11 protein-coding genes are annotated in these 17,533 nt (G+C 27.9%); 3 read left to right on the top strand and 8 right to left on the bottom strand.

Features of this window, described 5'->3' with window-relative positions; translation table 11 throughout:
- Nucleotides 1-249 precede the first annotated feature (249 nt).
- From C4S76_RS11755 to priA, 6 genes are all read right to left on the bottom strand, one after another.
- Nucleotides 250-402 (bottom strand): hypothetical protein, encoded by a 153-nt coding sequence (locus C4S76_RS11755; protein WP_181044062.1) that lies wholly within the window; start codon nt 400-402, stop codon nt 250-252.
- Complete coding sequence (locus C4S76_RS04950; RefSeq protein ID WP_105193253.1) at nt 389-937, bottom strand: hypothetical protein; 549 nt, start codon at nt 935-937, stop codon at nt 389-391. The genes C4S76_RS11755 and C4S76_RS04950 overlap by 14 nt, the downstream gene beginning before the upstream one ends.
- Nucleotides 930-1,100, bottom strand: a complete 171-nt coding sequence (locus C4S76_RS11750) for a hypothetical protein (RefSeq protein WP_181044061.1) — start codon at nt 1,098-1,100, stop codon at nt 930-932. The genes C4S76_RS04950 and C4S76_RS11750 overlap by 8 nt, the downstream gene beginning before the upstream one ends.
- A 56-nt stretch (nt 1,101-1,156) precedes the next feature.
- Entirely contained in the window at nt 1,157-1,819 is a 663-nt protein-coding gene (locus C4S76_RS04945; RefSeq protein ID WP_146105685.1) for a hypothetical protein, read from the bottom strand.
- Nucleotides 1,812-2,990 carry a M91 family zinc metallopeptidase gene (locus tag C4S76_RS04940; RefSeq protein WP_105193251.1) on the bottom strand — a complete coding sequence of 393 codons (1,179 nt, stop codon included), beginning with the start codon at nt 2,988-2,990 and terminating at the stop codon, nt 1,812-1,814. Before C4S76_RS04940 ends, C4S76_RS04945 begins: the two co-directional genes overlap by 8 nt.
- Before the next feature lie 112 nt (nt 2,991-3,102).
- Nucleotides 3,103-5,526 carry a replication restart helicase PriA gene (gene priA / locus C4S76_RS04935; RefSeq protein ID WP_105193250.1) on the bottom strand — a complete coding sequence of 808 codons (2,424 nt, stop codon included), beginning with the start codon at nt 5,524-5,526 and terminating at the stop codon, nt 3,103-3,105.
- A 150-nt stretch (nt 5,527-5,676) separates the two neighbouring features.
- Between priA and C4S76_RS04930 the strand changes: the two genes are divergently transcribed.
- The gene (locus tag C4S76_RS04930; protein ID WP_146105684.1) at nt 5,677-6,033 is read left to right on the top strand and encodes a hypothetical protein; all 357 of its coding nucleotides are present in this window, start codon (nt 5,677-5,679) and stop codon (nt 6,031-6,033) included.
- Between the two features lie 226 nt (nt 6,034-6,259).
- On the opposite strand, the gene queG is transcribed toward C4S76_RS04930, so the two are convergent.
- Together queG and C4S76_RS04920 are read right to left on the bottom strand one after the other, a co-directional pair.
- Nucleotides 6,260-7,177, bottom strand: coding sequence for a tRNA epoxyqueuosine(34) reductase QueG (gene queG / locus C4S76_RS04925; RefSeq protein ID WP_105193247.1), 918 nt, complete (start codon nt 7,175-7,177; stop codon nt 6,260-6,262).
- Nucleotides 7,178-7,280: 103 nt separating this feature from the next.
- Nucleotides 7,281-13,166 carry an alpha-2-macroglobulin family protein gene (locus tag C4S76_RS04920; protein WP_105193245.1) on the bottom strand — a complete coding sequence of 1,962 codons (5,886 nt, stop codon included), beginning with the start codon at nt 13,164-13,166 and terminating at the stop codon, nt 7,281-7,283.
- A gap of 467 nt (nt 13,167-13,633) precedes the next feature.
- Here C4S76_RS04920 and C4S76_RS04915 point away from each other — a divergent pair, with 467 nt between their 5' ends.
- Complete coding sequence (locus C4S76_RS04915) at nt 13,634-16,252, top strand: valine--tRNA ligase (protein ID WP_105193243.1); 2,619 nt, start codon at nt 13,634-13,636, stop codon at nt 16,250-16,252.
- 346 nt (nt 16,253-16,598) lie between these two features.
- Complete coding sequence (locus tag C4S76_RS04910) at nt 16,599-17,510, top strand: hypothetical protein (RefSeq protein ID WP_105193241.1); 912 nt, start codon at nt 16,599-16,601, stop codon at nt 17,508-17,510.
- The last annotated feature ends 23 nt before the right edge of the window (nt 17,511-17,533 follow it).

Below are 17,533 nucleotides of genomic sequence, written 5' to 3'. Positions count from 1 at the left end.
TACCTTCATCTTCCCATTTTGTGTATTTTGTTGATTTTTATAATATGACATGACGTGTCCCATTTATGCCCTAAAACTATATAGGAAAAAACTTTTTCTTACGTTCAAAATATCCTTCAATAAATAATTCTTCCAGTTCTCCCATATAAGTAATTTGATTTTCATCAGCATGATTTATTCTTTTTAATTTATTATAATTTCACTCTCCTTGTTTTATTATTTTACAGTTGAAGAAATATCCTAAACTATCTATATCACACTTTTCAATGGACCCAATATTACAATGAAATATACCATTTTTTCTTTGCATATTTTTCCTGAGGCATAAGTATAAATAGAAGTATCTAAATCTATCATTATTTTATTCTTTTTCTTTTGGTAAATTACACTATCTTTTTTCATTAATAATTTTTAATTTTCCATTTCTATAAAAAGAGGTATAAGATGGAAAAATATTTTTCTTTAAGCAATTATTCCCTTCTTCAGGAAAAAGAAATACAGGGTGCTTATTTATAATAATAGAATCTTTAGTAAAAGTTATATATATACATTTATTTGAATTTACAGATAATAAATTTTCTTTTTCAATTTTATGACGAAACCTAAAAGTATAAACAGAATCTTTAGTAAATATAGAAGATATGTAATCATAGCCTCCCATCGTAGAATTAAAATAAAAAGATTCTTCAAAAAGAAAATTTTTAATTTTTTCTTTTTTTAAAAATGTATTAATTTGTGCTTTGCTATTATAAAACTCTTTATATAAACTATCTATAAAAAGTTTGCTTCTTTCCGTATTATTTCGATAGTTATATCTATAGCTATTTGTTTCTAATTTGTTTACAATTTTTTCTGATTCATATAAAATTGTTGATTTACAGGATAATAAGACAACCATGATTGTAAATCCTAATATATTATTTAATGACTTACACATCTTTCTTTATAGAGTTATAATTAAAAGCATTTTTTGTTTCTATCTTTTGAGGTGGATTATCAGGATAATTATCTTCATTTTTATTAAAGTATAAGCTATTCCTTTCTTTATCTATGATATAAGCTTCTTTTCTTAACTTATCATTACTATAACTATCCCGCAAGTTTATCCCTGCAGCTGCTCATATTTTATTCTCAATATAAGAAGCATAGAACTCATCTACTTATACTCTATCATTTTTTTTTGCTTTTCGTTTACATAAAAACCTTTGAGTCTTTTCAAATCCACTACCATTTTGCTTTCTCTCTTCTTATAAATAATAGAATCTCCATAAGTAAGTTGATCTAATTTTCCATTTACATAATTTGAATAATAGGAAGGTGAATATATATAATCCTTAAAATAAGCGTTTCTATAAATAAAAATAGAATCCTTTTTTTTTGTATAGTAAATAGAACCTTGGGCAAAAACTTTAGTTGTATTATCAACTATCCCATACTCATATTTTTTTAAATGCTTTAATCCGTAATTATATGTAAAATAATATACTGAATCTTGAGTAAATATTCCTACAACATAAATAAGAACATTACTATGTCCTATAAAATAACTTTCATCCATTACAAAATTATTAAATCCATGTTTTTCTATAAATTTATTGACTTTATTTCTTCTGTATTTAAAATATACCGAATATAAACTATCGGAAGTTCTTCTAACCCATTCGTTTTTTTTCCAATGATTTCTTTGATAAAATTGCTCTTGTTTCTCTATTTCAATTTTCTCTACCACTTGAGTAGAGTAATTCAGGTCTCTAATTTGACAAGCATATACACCTGCCAGAATAAAGATTATAAATATGAGTTTTGTTACCTTATTCATCTTTTTTAATGCTGTTATAGTTAAAAGCATTTTTAGTTTCAATTTTTTGTGGGGGATTTTTAGGATAATTATCCTCATTTTTAGTGAAATAAAAACTATGATGTTCCTTATCAATAACAAAAGTCTCTCCCGAACCATCGTATTTATCACGTAGTTTTATCCCTGCGGCTGCTCGTATTTTATTCTCAATATGAGTAGCATAGAGCTCATCAATCATTATTCCATGCCAATAACTTAAATCTTGCTGTTTTAAGTGAAATGATTTTACATGTCCCATTTCATGCCCTAAAACTATATAGGAAGAAACTTTCTTACGTTCAAAATATCCTTCCATGGGTAATTCTTCCAGTTCTCCCATATAAGTAATTTGATTTTCATCAGCATGATTTATTCTTTTTCCTTTTGTTTGTTCTGGAATTGGTATTATAATAGAGATTTCGTGTTTTCCGTTTTCAAAAAATTCCATTAATTTCTTGCCCTCTGAATTTGCCCAAAGCAGGTTTAAGTCCTCATATATCTTTTGTACATCTGATTTTAGCTTCTCTGTATATTTTTCCCTTTCAAAGAGATTATCCCAAGGATTTATGCCTTTGCATTGTGCATATATTTCCCCTTCTAAAAATCTATATTTTTCAGGCTGTCCATACTTTCCTATCGTAGAAATAATAATATATCCCGGCTCTCCGGTTTTTAAACTTACTTCTATACTTGCTTCTTGTATGGGGTTCTCAAAATAAGCATAAATAGTAATCTTTTCTGAAGGTTCTGACTCAGAAATACTTAAAGTTACTTCTTGCTTTCCTCTAGCTTGAGATGCAAAAATAAGATTGTCGTCATTATGCTGCATCGCCCATTTTATTTGTTTAATTTCTAATGATGACTTCAATTCCCGATTAAATTCTGTGGCTTTATAGATATAAGATTTTCCTTTCTCTATTACAGTAATTTTGTCTCCCTGTTCATTAAAAGGCCCTTCTATCTTTACCACTTGTAAAGGTATAGGTGGTTTATAATTATTAAGATATTGTACACCTCCTTGTTTCCCGGTCATCATCACTTTTGTAGCTGAATTAAAAGTTAAATCGCCCTCCGTAGCAGTAAGAGTTATAGATTTTTTTGCGATTTTTACACTTTCTCCCCCTATGGTTCGTATAATTTTTCCTCCTTCCACTTTTTGTTATTGTATGAGTTTATACAAAAATAGTATAAATTTTTAGAGTATTTATTATAACAACTTTATTTATACAACGAAAAAAGTCAAAATATACTATAATTTTGAAAATTTATAATGGGTCTACATCTATCTCAATTTTTACCGAACGGTAGGCTTGAATTTGTCTTATTCTTTCTAAAGCCGATTTAATATAAGATTTTATATTTCGAGTAGATTTGGAGGAAGGCTGTTTGATAAGAATTTTATAAATAAATTGGTTGTTTATACGAGGGATCATCCCTTCTTCAGGGCCTAATAATAAAGGAGATTGTATATAATGTTTTAAATAATCACCTATATAATCGGCTACCTTTTTAGCCTTTCCTTGATTTTTATGTTTAAAAGTAAGTTCTATCAAACGATAATAAGGCGGGTATAAAAATTCTTTCCTTTCATTTAAAATAGCCTCCTTAGCCAGATCATAATTATTTTTTCTAACAAAAACATACAGGGGGGTATCCGGATCAAAAGTCTGTATGTATACATTTCCCTGTTTTCTTCTTCCTGCTCTCCCACTAACTTGGGTCAGTAATTGTATCGCTCTTTCTTCTGCCCTGAAATTTGGTAAGTTCATCAATGAATCTGCACGGATTACTCCAACCAGCTGTACCTTATCAAAATCTAATCCCTTAGTAACCATTTGAGTTCCAATTAAAATATCGATTTCATGCAAAGACATCTTTTCAAATAAAATTTCATAGGCATGTTTTTTTCTCATAGTATCTACATCCATCCGAGCTACACGTACCTCAGGAAATAAATGATTAATTTCTTCTTCTATTTGCTGGGTCCCTATTCCTTTGGTTTCTAAAGCATGAGAATGACAACGAGGGCAAACTTCGGGAAGTGCCCTAACATACCCGCAATAATGACATTTAAGTGTAGAAGTTACTTTATGATAGGTAAGCGAAACATCGCAGTTGGGACAACCGGGAGAATGACCGCATTCATTACACTCAACAATAGGCGCAAATCCTCTCCTGTTATGAAATAAAATTACCTGATTTTTATTTTCTAAACATTGGCTGATTTTTTCTTTTAATTCATATGATATATTGGGTGTAGCTAATGGTTTTTTTAAATCTATCATTTCTGTTTCCGGAAGATGAATATTTCCAAACCTTTCATTAAGCTCTACCCAACCAATTTTTCCCTGTTCATGATTATAATAACTTTCCATAGAGGGAGTGGCCGATCCCAGTAACACTTTAGAATTGAAAAATGTTGACAGAATTTGCACACAATCGCGGGCATGGTAAAATGGACGAGTATCATTTTGTTTATAAGAACTGTCATGTTCTTCATCTACAATAATAAAACCTAAATTCTGAAAAGGTAAAAATATAGATGAACGAGCTCCTATAATAATTTTATGCCGATTAAGTAACGTGTTTTTCCATACTTCTACCCTTTCATTCGGGTTAAGTTTAGAATGATATATACCAACTTCATCCCCAAACCGTTTTTGTATTTTTCCCACTAATTGAGTAGTAATAGAAATTTCCGGAAGCAGTAATAAAGAATTTACCTTTTGGCTTAAAAATTTATCTATCAATTGAAAATAAATTTCAGTTTTTCCCGAACCGGTTACTCCATGTAATAAAACTGTTTCAAACTTTATGAAATTATTTTCAATATCTTTTAACGCCTTTTGCTGTTTTTCAGACAAAAGATAAGAATCTTCAATATCATCATCATATTCTTCTCTCCTATCCACTTCTAATTGGAATTCGAACAAATATTTTTTTTCTATTAATGCTTTTACTACAGATTGAGAAGATTTTTCTACTAATTCTCCTTTTTCAATATAAGTGGTTCTTTGTTGTTGTAGCTGTATAAATGTTAAGAGTGCTTCTCTCTGTTTATGAGCTTTACCAATTTCCGTTAATGCTTTTTTGAAAATTTCAGAATTATCAAAATCAGGATTTAATCTAAGGTAAGTTATTTTCTTAGGTTTATATTTTTCAATAATTTGTTCATCAGTTTCAATTAATCCTTTTTCAAACAAAGATTTAATTACAGGAATAATATTTTTTTTAGCAAGAAAAGCTTCTATTTCTTTTAAATTTACCGATGTTTTTACTTCCAGGCTTTGCATAACGAAAGTTTCCTTATCATTTAGATCTTCCCAAGGAATATTTTTCAAACTTTTTCGTATGAACGTTTCACTTTCTAATTTTAAAGCAGAAGGAAACGCATTTCTGTAAACATCTCCTAAAGAACACATATAATAGTCTGCAATCCAATTCCAAAATTTTAATTGATTTTGTGTTATCATTGGAAAATCTTCCAACAAAGAATAAATTTCTTTAGTAGTATATAATTCAGGCTTTTTATTATGTATTTCTGCCACAATTGCCGTGTATAGTTTTTTTCCTCCAAAAGGAACTACTACTCTTTGCCCGACTTTAATTTGATTTTGTAATTCTTCAGGAACTTTATAAGTAAAAGTTCCTTCTAATGATAAAGGTAATATTACATTTACAAAATTCAAACCGTCTTATTTTTACTTTTCAAAGGTAAGGTTTTTTAGATTTATTAAGGCAAATAGTAAAAATATGACTTCACAAAAAAATAATATAAATTAGAAGATATTAATATATTTTTACGTTAAAGTTTTTATCTTTGGGCAAAAGACTTTGGTATGAAAAAATTTTCACTAGTCCTATGTGTATTTTTAGGCTCTCTATATATGATAAAAGCCCAATCTATAAATGATATTCCTATAAAAAATATAAATACTCAATACATACAAATAGTGGGTACTTCTAAAGCATTTAGTGATAAAGTAAATGTAGAAATAGATTTTGGCCAAATTTTTAAAAATTTAACTCATAAAAATACTTCTATAATAAAAAATTCTAAAGGGGAAGAAATTACTTTTGATTCTATGATTGATGCATTAAATTTTATGTACGAAAATGGTTTTGAATTTATAGATTCATTTATTACCGTAGGAAGCCAAAATATTTATCATTATATTCTAAAAAGAAAAGAATAAAATTTAAATTATTAGAAAGTACATAGATATTTTATTAATATCTCCCTAACTAATTGTTAATTTTAGTCAAATAGAAGGTTACATACAATAACGAACTTATATTCGAATTAAATTATTTTTTTTAATAATAATTTAAAAAATAGTTTTAATTTATTAGATTTTTATTAATTTAAAATCCAATTTTCATAATTATAAATAATATTTTGTATTAAAAATATGGGTTTAATCAGCTCATAAAAATATTTCTTTTCAATCCTGAAAATTTAGTTCTTTTAATAGCCGATTTTTTAAATAGTTTGTTAAAAGTAGTTTCTTCTAAATGTATCCAGTCCTTTTTAGTGAAATTAAGTAAATGCGGTGCAGGTTGAAATTTTTCCTCTGAATTGGGAGTTGAAAAACGGTTCCATGGACAAACATCCTGACATATATCACAACCAAAGATCCAATCATTCATTTTCCCATTAAATTCTATACCTATTTCATCTTTTAACTCAATAGTTAGATATGAAATACATTTTTTAGAATCTATTACCCTTGGTTCAGTTATAGCTTGGGTAGGGCAAGCATCTATACATCGGGTACAACTTCCACAATGGTCAGTTTTGAAAGAGGAGTCATATTCCAGTTCTAAGTCACAAATAATTTCAGCTAAAAAAAAGAAAGATCCTTTTTTCTTAGATAATAAAAGTGAATTTTTTCCAACCCATCCTATTCCTGATTTTTGAGCCCATGCACGTTCCATTACAGGAGCCGAGTCGGTAAATACACGATAAGCAAAATCGCCAACTTTTTCTTTAATTTCTTCAACCAATTTCAGCAATTTTTCACGAATTACAACATGATAATCTTCTCCATAGGCATATTTGGCTATTTGGTATGTTTCCGGATTTTGCAATTTTTTAGGAAAATAATTATAAGAAAATGTAAGAACGGATTTTGCCTCCTCTACTAATAAAGAAGGATTTAATCTTTTATCAAAATGATTTTCCATGTATTTCATTTTTCCATGGTACTCATTTTTAAGCCATCTTTCTAAATTAGGAGCTTCTTCTTCTAAAAACCCGGATGGAGAAATTCCACAATCCAAAAAAGATAGTTCGTAGGCTCTTTTTTTTATAAAATAGGTTAATTGTTCTTTATTCAATAGAAAAAATTATTGACAAAAATACTAAAGGATCCTAAATTAAACAATGTAAGATCCTTTATATAATTATAAAAATATCAATTATTTACAATTCTTAAAATTACTATCTAATATTTATTCGTTTTCCTTCGCTATATGCAGACATTTCCGGTGCATACATATTTTGTAATTGGGTAATGCCATTAGAAAACTCTCCTTTATTGTTGGCACGTAAATCATACTCAAAATTATAGATTCCTTTAGGTAAAAATTCAAAAAAGAAATTAGTGGCTGCATCTCTTGTACTTTCGTAATATCCTACTCTATTTTGAAATTTATATCCAGATAAAACATTTACAGGTTCGAACCCAGAAGCACGCATATCTTTTATATGTATATACTGCATATCTCTATCTACTTTTATGATTAATTTAACGGTTACCAAATCTCCAACTTTAATGGAATTTTTATTGGTGATAAGCTGTAACTGTTGCCCTTGATCTGTATTTATTTTAAGAAATAATTGTTTTTGTATTTTTATGTTAGTATCTGTTTGAGTAATTTTATCTAAATCTTCAAAATATTGCCAGTATATTCCTCCCCATGCTACTCCAGGTGAGTTTTTTTCTACTTTCACCACACCCATTTCAGGTTTTATCTGTTCTGCATTCCAAGATTGTTTAATATATCCGGAAGCTGTTTCAATAGTTGAATTTACACTAGGAAACAGTTGAGTATTTCCAACCCAAGCATTTACCCCTTTTTCCGAATCAGTCCAATCTTTACCAAAATTCATAAGCGCATATACAGCATTGGTAGTTGCTTTAGATGAATTCCAAGCATTTGTTTGCCGATTTTTTAACAACCATACTTTCATCTCTTCTACAGAATGAACATCAGAAGGTGTAATTTCAGAAAATGCTTCAATTAAGCGGGCTTGTGTATCTATAGGAGCCTGGTACCAATACCATCCTGGTTGATTATCCTTCCAATACATACCCATTTCATCACTTTCCACAGAGGTTTCCTTTATATTTTGTATTATTTTTTTTGCAGATTCTGAATATCCATATCGATTTAATACTAAGGCGGTCATAGCTTTAGATTGCAAATCATAATTTTTGAAAAATACAGAAATATCTTTAGTAATATCCTTCAGATATTTAGTAATCTGTGTAGGAATCTTATATTCATCTTTCCAAAAACTTCTTACATAGTAATATTGGATTAAACTTTTTCCATCTATTTTTTGTTTTTGTTTTGATTGTGAGTTAATATATTTTATAGTTTCTTGATCTGAGTAATCAATTGCTGATTTTATTACATTTTTTAATGAAGGAAGTAAATAGCTATTTGCTTTTTCTTTTAACATAAACTTCAATTGCCCAAAACCTAAAATTATATGTTCGGTAATATTTGAACTGGACGAACCGCCTTCAAACCAGGCAAATCCTCCATTTTCATTTTGTCTTTTTATAAGCTTATTCTGAGCCTGTTGAGTTTCATTTTTCATTTGATTCAGATCAAAAAATAATGCTATACGTTTTTTTTGCTCATTTTCATTCTCTGCATTTTTTATCCAAGGAGTTTCTTCTAACAAAATATTTTTAAGCTCTTGATTTTTCTCTAATTTGGAAATGTTAATACCAAGAGTATTCCAATTATCAAACACTTTTTTAATTTTTGGAGAAGAATTAATAATATAACTGGATAGTATATTTCCATACAAACGGCTAAATAATTGTTCAGAACATTCATATGGATATTCCCTTAAATAGGGTAAAGACATAACTGCCAACCAGATTGGATTTGTAGTAAGTTCTACTGAAAGGTTAAAATTCTGTAAAGATTTAGATTGATTCATAATTAATTTATCTATACGGAATTCTTTGACCTGATTTTCTTTAACACTTATAGGAAGTGTTTCTGTAACCAGCATTCGGTTAGTTAACACCGGGAGTATATTTTCTTCTCCGTCAGAAAATCCACCAGCCTTTGCAACAATTCTGTAAGTAACAGCCTGTATATTTTTAGGAACTTTAATATTCCAGCTTATTTCTGTATTTTGTGACGTATCTGCTTGAAATGTCTGTGTAGAATTTGAATTTAAAAACTCAGCGTCTACCGAATTATTATTAAGAGCATCCCACAAAAGAAGTTGAGCCTGACCGGCAAGTTTTTTAGAAGACAGATTCGTGATTTTTGTACTGATTGTAATTTCATCTCCTTCACGCAAAAAACGTGGTACATTAGGAACCACCATCAGTTCTTTTTGAGTTTGCGTATAAAATTCTGCCGTTCCTGATTTTAAATCCTGCGTATGTGCCAGAATTAATAATTTCCATTTGGTTAGCGCTTCAGGAGAAGTAAATGATAATTTTACATTTCCATTTTTATCTGTATACAAATTAGGGTAAAAAAAGGCTGTTTCCTGTAAATTTGTTCTAATTTGAATTTCGGAAATTTGTGGAGAGGGTTTAACAGGAATTGGCGGATTAACTTTTGTCTTTCTTTCTTCTAAACTAGACAATTCTATCTTGTCTACTCTCTCCTCTGTCATATCTTGAGTCTCATCCATCATTGGCCGCGATACCGCCAACTGAGCTACATCACCCCAACGGGAAAAATAAATGGGAAAGTCTTTTATATTTACTTCTTGAGGAATTCGATGTGAGTAAGATTTATAATTAGTATTTAACGTTAGAGATTTACTTTTATATCCAAAAATTAAATGATTATATAAGATACCATAAGGAGAATATCCCCATGGAGAGAAAGAAAAGGTATTAGATTGAAACTGATCTAGGGAAGCATCATACATGGTAGCCAACACTTCGGCGGTTACTTTATCTTTATCAGCACCGCTTACTGTTAATTCCCACTTTTCTTCTGCTCCCGGAGTTATTTTATCTCTAAATACTTTAGTAGTGATTTTCAAATCCTTTGGCTGATTTAGAATTTGAACAGCTAATGTTTGATTTCTATAACCATTTTCTTTTATTACATATGCGGTAACAAATAACCCGTCTTTTACATATTCCTGATTAGCCTGTAAACTAAAAAAACCTTTACCCCCTTTTAATAATATATCTTTATGTATTATCCATTTTCCTCCTGATTCTATGTGTAAAATACCTGTAGCTCCTTCTAAATCTGATAATAAATTTAATGTAATGGTTTCTCCTACTTTATAAGATTTTTTATCAGTATGAATTGAAAAAAACAGATTATCTGTAGATTTTAAAGTTTGATTATCTAATATTTCAATCACTTTTTGGGTTTGTATACTATCTTCTCCATATAAAGTGGTTGCCTGTATTAAGTAATATCCGCGAGATAATGACTCGGTTATTGCTACAGTATCAGATTTTTCGGTATTAAAAAAATAAGAAATTTCTTTTCCCTTTTTCCACAGCGCAGGAGTTTGTTCCTCTTTAGAATAAGGTAAATGAGGAAAATATTGATTGAAAGTTTTTTCATCATATAATTGATATTCAGGAATATCATCTATTTTATTGGGTAAAATAATCTTTTTTGGAGCTATTAATTCAATAATATTTATATTCCCTTGAGAAGGCAATTTTACATCGTTCAAACTAGTTGAACTAATAATTATTTGCTTAAATTCTTTCTGAGAGGCTTTTTCTGGTATTTGTAAGTTCAGTTTTTTTGGCAGATCTCCGATTGTAATTTGAGTTTCTGTGGTATGAGTTTCTCCGTTTATATCTGTAACATCTGCATATATAGTATAAATATAAGTACGATAGTCTTTCTTCTCTAATGCTTTTTTAGATTTTGCTGTAAAGAGTATATTAAACTTACCTTCTCCATCGGTAATAGTTTCTCCTTGTTGTATTGTTTCTACAATGGAAGGTATAGAATAATACCACCAGTAATAAGGGAATATTTCTTGTCGTTCTACTCTATATACTACTTTAGCATCTGATATGTAAGTCCCTGAAAAAGATAGAGCTTTACCTGAAGCTTTTACTTCTTTATCTAAAATATATTCACCTTGTGGCTTTTCAAGTATAACTTCAAATTTTGGGCGTTTATACTCTTCTACAGAGAAAGAATGATTTGAATATGCATAATCTGAATCTAGAAAATAATTTCCTGTTAAACCTCCTTGAGGAAGAATAAATTCTCCAAAAACACTTCCATATTCATTAGATACTAAATCTAAGGTAGACACAACTTCATTATTGGGATTATATAGTCTAAAAGTAACTTTTTGATTTTTTGTGATTAAAGATTTTTCTTTATCAACGGTGAATAAAATTGCTTTGAAATTGACCTTTTGACCTGGCCTGTATATAACTCGATCTGTAAAAATTGAAATATTATTATTCTTTGAAAAACTATTATAATCTCTTCCATAATAATAATTACTGGATGTGAGAGGAATATAAGAACTAGATTCCGAATTATAAATATAAAAAGTACTATTTTGATAATATCCAGTATCTTTCTTTAAATTCGGAAGTTGTATAAATCCATTTTTATCTGTTTTTAAATTAATAGGGTCTGATAATATACGGGGTTTTTTGTCTGTATAGTTTAATTTCTCAAAAAGTTTTATAGAAATATTGGATAAAATTGTACCCGTTTTTCTGTTAACCAGCTGAAAAGTAGAATTATCTTCTGATGCTGTTCTGATTAAAGACCAATTGTTTACCATAAAATAAGATGTTCCCAATAGATTACTATTTTTATCATTTTGAGGTATAAAATTTACAGTATTAGCAAATTCAATTTTATAATTTCCCTGAGGTAAACCATCTAATCGTACTATGGTAGAATGATCTGAAAAATCATCAAAATGTTTTAAATCTATATTCCCTTTTTTTATTATATTTTTAGTATTAGCAGAGAATATTCCCGTATCAATAACACTATTTTTTCTTGTTATCAAAGAAAATTCCGTGGGATTTACTTCATAGATTCTGTAATATATTTTATCGAGATTTCGAGCGGTCACCGTAACAGGAATATTTTCATTGGGTAATAAAGTCTGATCGAAATTTACAGAGAATGTGGGCAATTGCAAAGAATGTTGCAAATTCACACAATTGGTAGACCATTGGTTATTTTTTTGATAAGCAACATGATTACATATTTCAAATGCCTTTACTTTATCAGTATTTAAAATATTATTTGCTGCAGCGTAATATATATATGCGGAAAAGTCATTTTTAGGATATTTTTTTGCTAACCTGAGAAATTCTTCAGTTTTTTCTTCTGTTGGAATATCTTTTTCTATAACTTCTTTAAGTTCTGAATTAAGATACGCAGATTTTTCAACATCATTTTGGTGATATTTAATTATATCTTGGAAAAGAGAATTTTTATTTTTTTTATTTTGCTCATTAAATTCAGTATTATTATCTATGTAGGCATTTTTAGATAAAAAATCTATGTATCTAAATACTAACACATCATACATTGTCGGATAAAGAATAATATCATCATAAGTAGTCAGGATTTTTTTCCAATTATCTGTTTTCTCATTTTGTAATAATTCTTTATTATTGATAGACTCTTTATATAATTCAGAGCTTTTTTGCAATAATTGCTTGGTTGTCCAGGTTCCAATGTCATCGGAATTATTTTGAGATTCTGTAATATTCATCCGAGACCAACGCGATTGATCTGCATATTCACTATAAAGTTTAGCCAACATAGATTGCAATATAGCTTTGGTAACTCCTTTACTAGATGAAATTTCTTTTTCAACATCTAAAATAATAAGTTTAAAAGAATCATTTTCATTATCTTCAGTAGTTTCAGATATTATTTTAGATTTATAAATATAAGATTGAATAATTTCTATAGTGTTATTTTCTTTTTTTGCATGATTATAAATTTTATCAATTTCTGGTAATAATGATTTTACCTCTCCTTTTTGAGCTAGAGATTCTATCTCTTTCCATTTCTGTTGATAATTAAAATCTTGTGCCATAATCATATATGGAATTGAAATTAGTAATAAAAAAAATAGCTTTTTCATACTTTTTTTGTTAGGTTATTAAATGTACTGATTTATGTCTAAATATTATAATAATAGATACATTAAACATTAAAATTACATAAAATTTTATATAAAAATTAATTTATAAAAAATGGAAATCAGATCATGAGTTAATTTATTAATTAAAAATATATTTAAAATATTAACATAAATAGATTATTTATTTTATATTATTAAATGTAATCAATTATTTCTATATATAAATAATTATTTCTCTTTGAAAATAAATTATTTAAAATTATATTATTTTACTATCATTTAAAGTATAAGTTTTTTTATATTACTATTATTTTAAAATAAAGATTATAACAAAAAAATAAGCAAAATACCAATACTAAAAAAATAAAACAGATTTCTTAAACTAAAAAAGTGGATGTGACTATAATTTTTTTAAAAAACGACCTAAAATATTACCTTTGTAAGGTCTTTAATTAAAATATAAGTATATGTCAGAAATTGCTGCAAAATATTCCCCTGTTGATGTAGAATCTAAATGGTATAACTATTGGTTGGAAAATAGATTTTTTCATTCCGAACCTAATGAAAAAAAATCTTATACTATTGTAATTCCTCCTCCTAATGTTACCGGTATATTACATATGGGACATATGCTTAATAACACTATTCAGGATGTGTTAATAAGACGTGCTAGAATGTTGGGTTATAATGCTTGTTGGATTCCGGGAACAGATCACGCTTCGATTGCTACTGAAGCCAAAGTTGTAAATAAGTTAAAAGAAGAAGGAATAAGCAAATTTGACATTGGTCGAGAAAAATTTTTAGAACATGCCTGGGAATGGACCCGTAAACATGGGGGTATTATATTAGAACAATTGAAAAAATTAGGTTGTTCCTGCGATTGGGACAGAACTAAATTTACTTTAGATGATGATTTATACAATTCGGTAATTAAATGCTTTGTAGACCTTTATAATAGAGGATATATATATAAAGGTTATAAAATGATTAACTGGGATCCTGAAGCTAAAACAAATATTTCAGATGAAGAAGTTATTCACAAAGAACAAAATGGAAAATTATATTATTTAAAATACCACATAGTGGGTGATAATTCATACATAGTAGTAGCTACAACCCGACCTGAAACTATTTTTGGAGATACTGCCGTATGTATAAATCCGCAAGATGAAAGGTATACTTTTTTGAAAGGAAAAAAAGTTATAGTTCCTTTGGTAGGAAGAGAAGTTACCGTTATTGAAGATGAGTATGTAGACATGGAGTTCGGAACAGGATGCCTGAAAATAACTCCCGCACATGATGTAAATGACTATAAATTAGGTAAAAAGCATAATCTGGAGAGTATAGATATATTTAATGATGATGCTACATTAAATAAAAACGGGAAACAATATGAAGGAAAGAATCGTTTTATTGTAAGAAAAGAAATAGTAGAAGAATTAAAACATCTTAATCTTTTAGAAAAAGAAGAAGATCATATAAATAAAGTAGGAACTTCTGAAAGAACCGGTGCTGTAATTGAACCTAAGATTTCAGTTCAGTGGTTTATGAAAATGAAAGATTTTGCAACCCCAGCATTAGAAGTGGTAATGAATAATGAACTTAAGCTATATCCTGAAAGATATAAAAACACTTATAAACACTGGTTAGAAGATGTACACGACTGGAATATATCTCGACAACTTTGGTGGGGACATCGTATTCCAGCATATTATTATGGAGAAGGAAAAGATGAATTTGTAGTAGCCGAAACCCGTGAAGAAGCATTAATAATAGCTCAGAAAAAAAATCCTTGTTTAACTTTAGAAAATTTAAAACAAGAAGAAGATGTTTTAGATACCTGGTTTTCCTCATGGTTATGGCCTATTTCTGTATTCAATGGAATTAATGAACCCGATAATGAAGAAATAAAATATTACTATCCTACACAAGATTTAGTAACAGGACCAGACATTATTTTCTTTTGGATAGCAAGAATGGTTATGGCTGGATATGCCTTTAGAAATGAAAAACCTTTTTCTAATGTTTATTTCACTGGTATTGTAAGAGATAAACAAAGAAGAAAAATGTCTAAGCAATTAGGAAATTCTCCGGATCCTTTGGAATTAATAAATAAATATGGTGCAGATGGTGTACGTGTAGGGGTTTTATTAAGTTCTTCGGCCGGGAATGACCTTATGTTTGATGAAGATTTATGTTTACAAGGTCGAAACTTTGCTAATAAAATATGGAATTCATTTCGGTTAATAAAGTCTTGGAATGTAGACACAACTAAAAAAATTCCTGCAGAAAATAAAGGAGCCATAAAATGGATAAAAAATAAAATAGCACAAACAATTACTTTGGTAAATACTGATTTTAAGAAATTCAGAATATCAGATTCTTTAATGAACATTTATAAATTAATATGGGATGATTATTGTTCATGGTATTTAGAAAGTGTAAAACCTCCATTTGGAGAAAAAATAGATTCTGTAACATATAATGACACACTTTTTATTTTAGAAGATTTATTAAAATTATTACATCCTTATATGCCATTTATATCTGAAGAAATCTGGCAAAATATAAAAGAAAGGGAAACTCATAATAGTTTGATTGTTGCAACTTATCCCTCTGCCAGTATATTTGAGGAAAATATCATTTCTGAATTTGAAAAAACTAAAGAAATAATAACCGGAGTACGTAATTTTAGGTCTGAAAAAAGTATTTCCCCTAAAGAGTCTTTAGAACTCATCATAAAATCTAAAGATGCTTTAAATAATGTTGAAATTATTAAAAAATTAGCTAATATATCCGGAGTACAACATAATTTAGAATCTCAACAACCAGTTTACACATTTCTTGTAGGTAAAACAGAATTTGCTATTCCTTTTTCACAAGCTATAGATATAGAAGCTGAAAAAAATAAAATACAAGAAGAAATTAATTATCTACAAGGTTTCTTAAAAAGTGTAAATGCCAAATTGTCTAATGATAAATTTATAAATGGAGCACCAGAAAAAGTAGTAGAAATTGAAAAGAAAAAACAATCTGATACTTTAGAAAAATTAGCAATACTTGAAGAAAATTTAAAAAACTTATAAAAAATATCTCTAATAAGTCAGATAAAAGGAATTGTTGTAACCGAAAATAATATATTTATCAAAGGATAAAAAATGAAATTTATAATAATTACATCGACACTCTATAAACTAAATAGATAATAATTATAATTGTATTTTAAAATTATATAATAAGTTATTTATTTTATACGAAATTGTAGTAGTTTTGTTAAAGTTAATTGCGTCTTATGAATTTAAGTGTTCTTTAAAATTATAAATCATTTAGGATAACCAACTTATTTAAAATTGAATATAGTGAAGTTATCCTATTTTTTTAAATTTATTATTTCATTTCAATTTTTTTTAGAGTATTAAAAAAAAACTTTTTATGAAAACTTTAATAATGAAAATATATTCTTTATTTTTCTTATTTTTTACAACCTTTTTAATTGCTCAAAATAAAACAGATACTTTGAATTTATCTGAAATACCTACACAGTTTACATTATCAAAAAAAATACATGAAACCTCAGGTGTGGAATTTTATAATGATTTTCTTTATACATTAAATGATAGCGGTAATCAACCTGAAATCTACAAATTAAATTCTCAAAATGGAGAAATAATACAAACCATTAAAATTAAGGATGCTACAAATGTAGATTGGGAAGAAATTGCCCGAAAAGGAGATACTCTATTTATAGGTGATTTTGGGAATAATTTAGGAAATAGAAAGGACCTTACTATTTATTCAATAATTATACCTCAAGGGACTTTATCAAAAAATATTGAAATCAATATATTACATACTTATTACTTTAATTTTGAAGATCAAATAAATTTTAACAATAAGGAATATCTAGTAACTAATTTTGATTGTGAGGCTTTTGTATACTATGATAAAAAACTTCATATTTTTACTAAACGATGGGGTGATTACCAGACAACACACTATGAACTTAATCTTAATACTACTAAAAAAACTCTTACTGCAAAAAAGATAGAAACTTTCAATACCGAATGTGTTATAACAGGTGCGGATATATATAATAAAGAATTATATCTTATAGGATATACTAAGGATGGACTTGCTTATACATGGAAATTTATAAATTTTTCTGATGGAAAATTTTTTAATGGAGAGGCTCAAAAAACTTTTATTGGTTTAACTCCTATGATTAGTCAGACAGAGGGTATAGCAATATCAAAAGATAAAATTTATATTACCGGTGAAGAAATGAATTATTCTTTATTTAAGGTACAGCCTACTTTATATATTATAGATAAAAATAAATTATAATTAATTTATTTACAATAAACTAA

The organism is Apibacter adventoris, from assembly GCF_002964965.1.
Lineage (GTDB): Bacteria > Bacteroidota > Bacteroidia > Flavobacteriales > Weeksellaceae > Apibacter > Apibacter adventoris.
This window is presented reverse-complemented; position numbering and strand designations above follow the sequence as displayed.

Excerpts from the sequence above, each read along its gene's own strand:
- C4S76_RS11755 (WP_181044062.1), bottom strand. The coding sequence starts at position 402 with ATGAAAAAAGATAGTGTAATTTACCAAAAGAAAAAGAATAAAATAATG.
- C4S76_RS04950 (WP_105193253.1), bottom strand. The coding sequence starts at position 937 with ATGTGTAAGTCATTAAATAATATATTAGGATTTACAATCATGGTTGTC.
- C4S76_RS04945 (WP_146105685.1), bottom strand. The coding sequence starts at position 1,819 with ATGAATAAGGTAACAAAACTCATATTTATAATCTTTATTCTGGCAGGT.
- C4S76_RS04930 (WP_146105684.1), top strand. The coding sequence starts at position 5,677 with ATGAAAAAATTTTCACTAGTCCTATGTGTATTTTTAGGCTCTCTATAT.
- C4S76_RS04920 (WP_105193245.1), bottom strand. The coding sequence starts at position 13,166 with ATGAAAAAGCTATTTTTTTTATTACTAATTTCAATTCCATATATGATT.
- C4S76_RS04915 (WP_105193243.1), top strand. The coding sequence starts at position 13,634 with ATGTCAGAAATTGCTGCAAAATATTCCCCTGTTGATGTAGAATCTAAA.
- C4S76_RS04910 (WP_105193241.1), top strand. The coding sequence starts at position 16,599 with ATGAAAACTTTAATAATGAAAATATATTCTTTATTTTTCTTATTTTTT.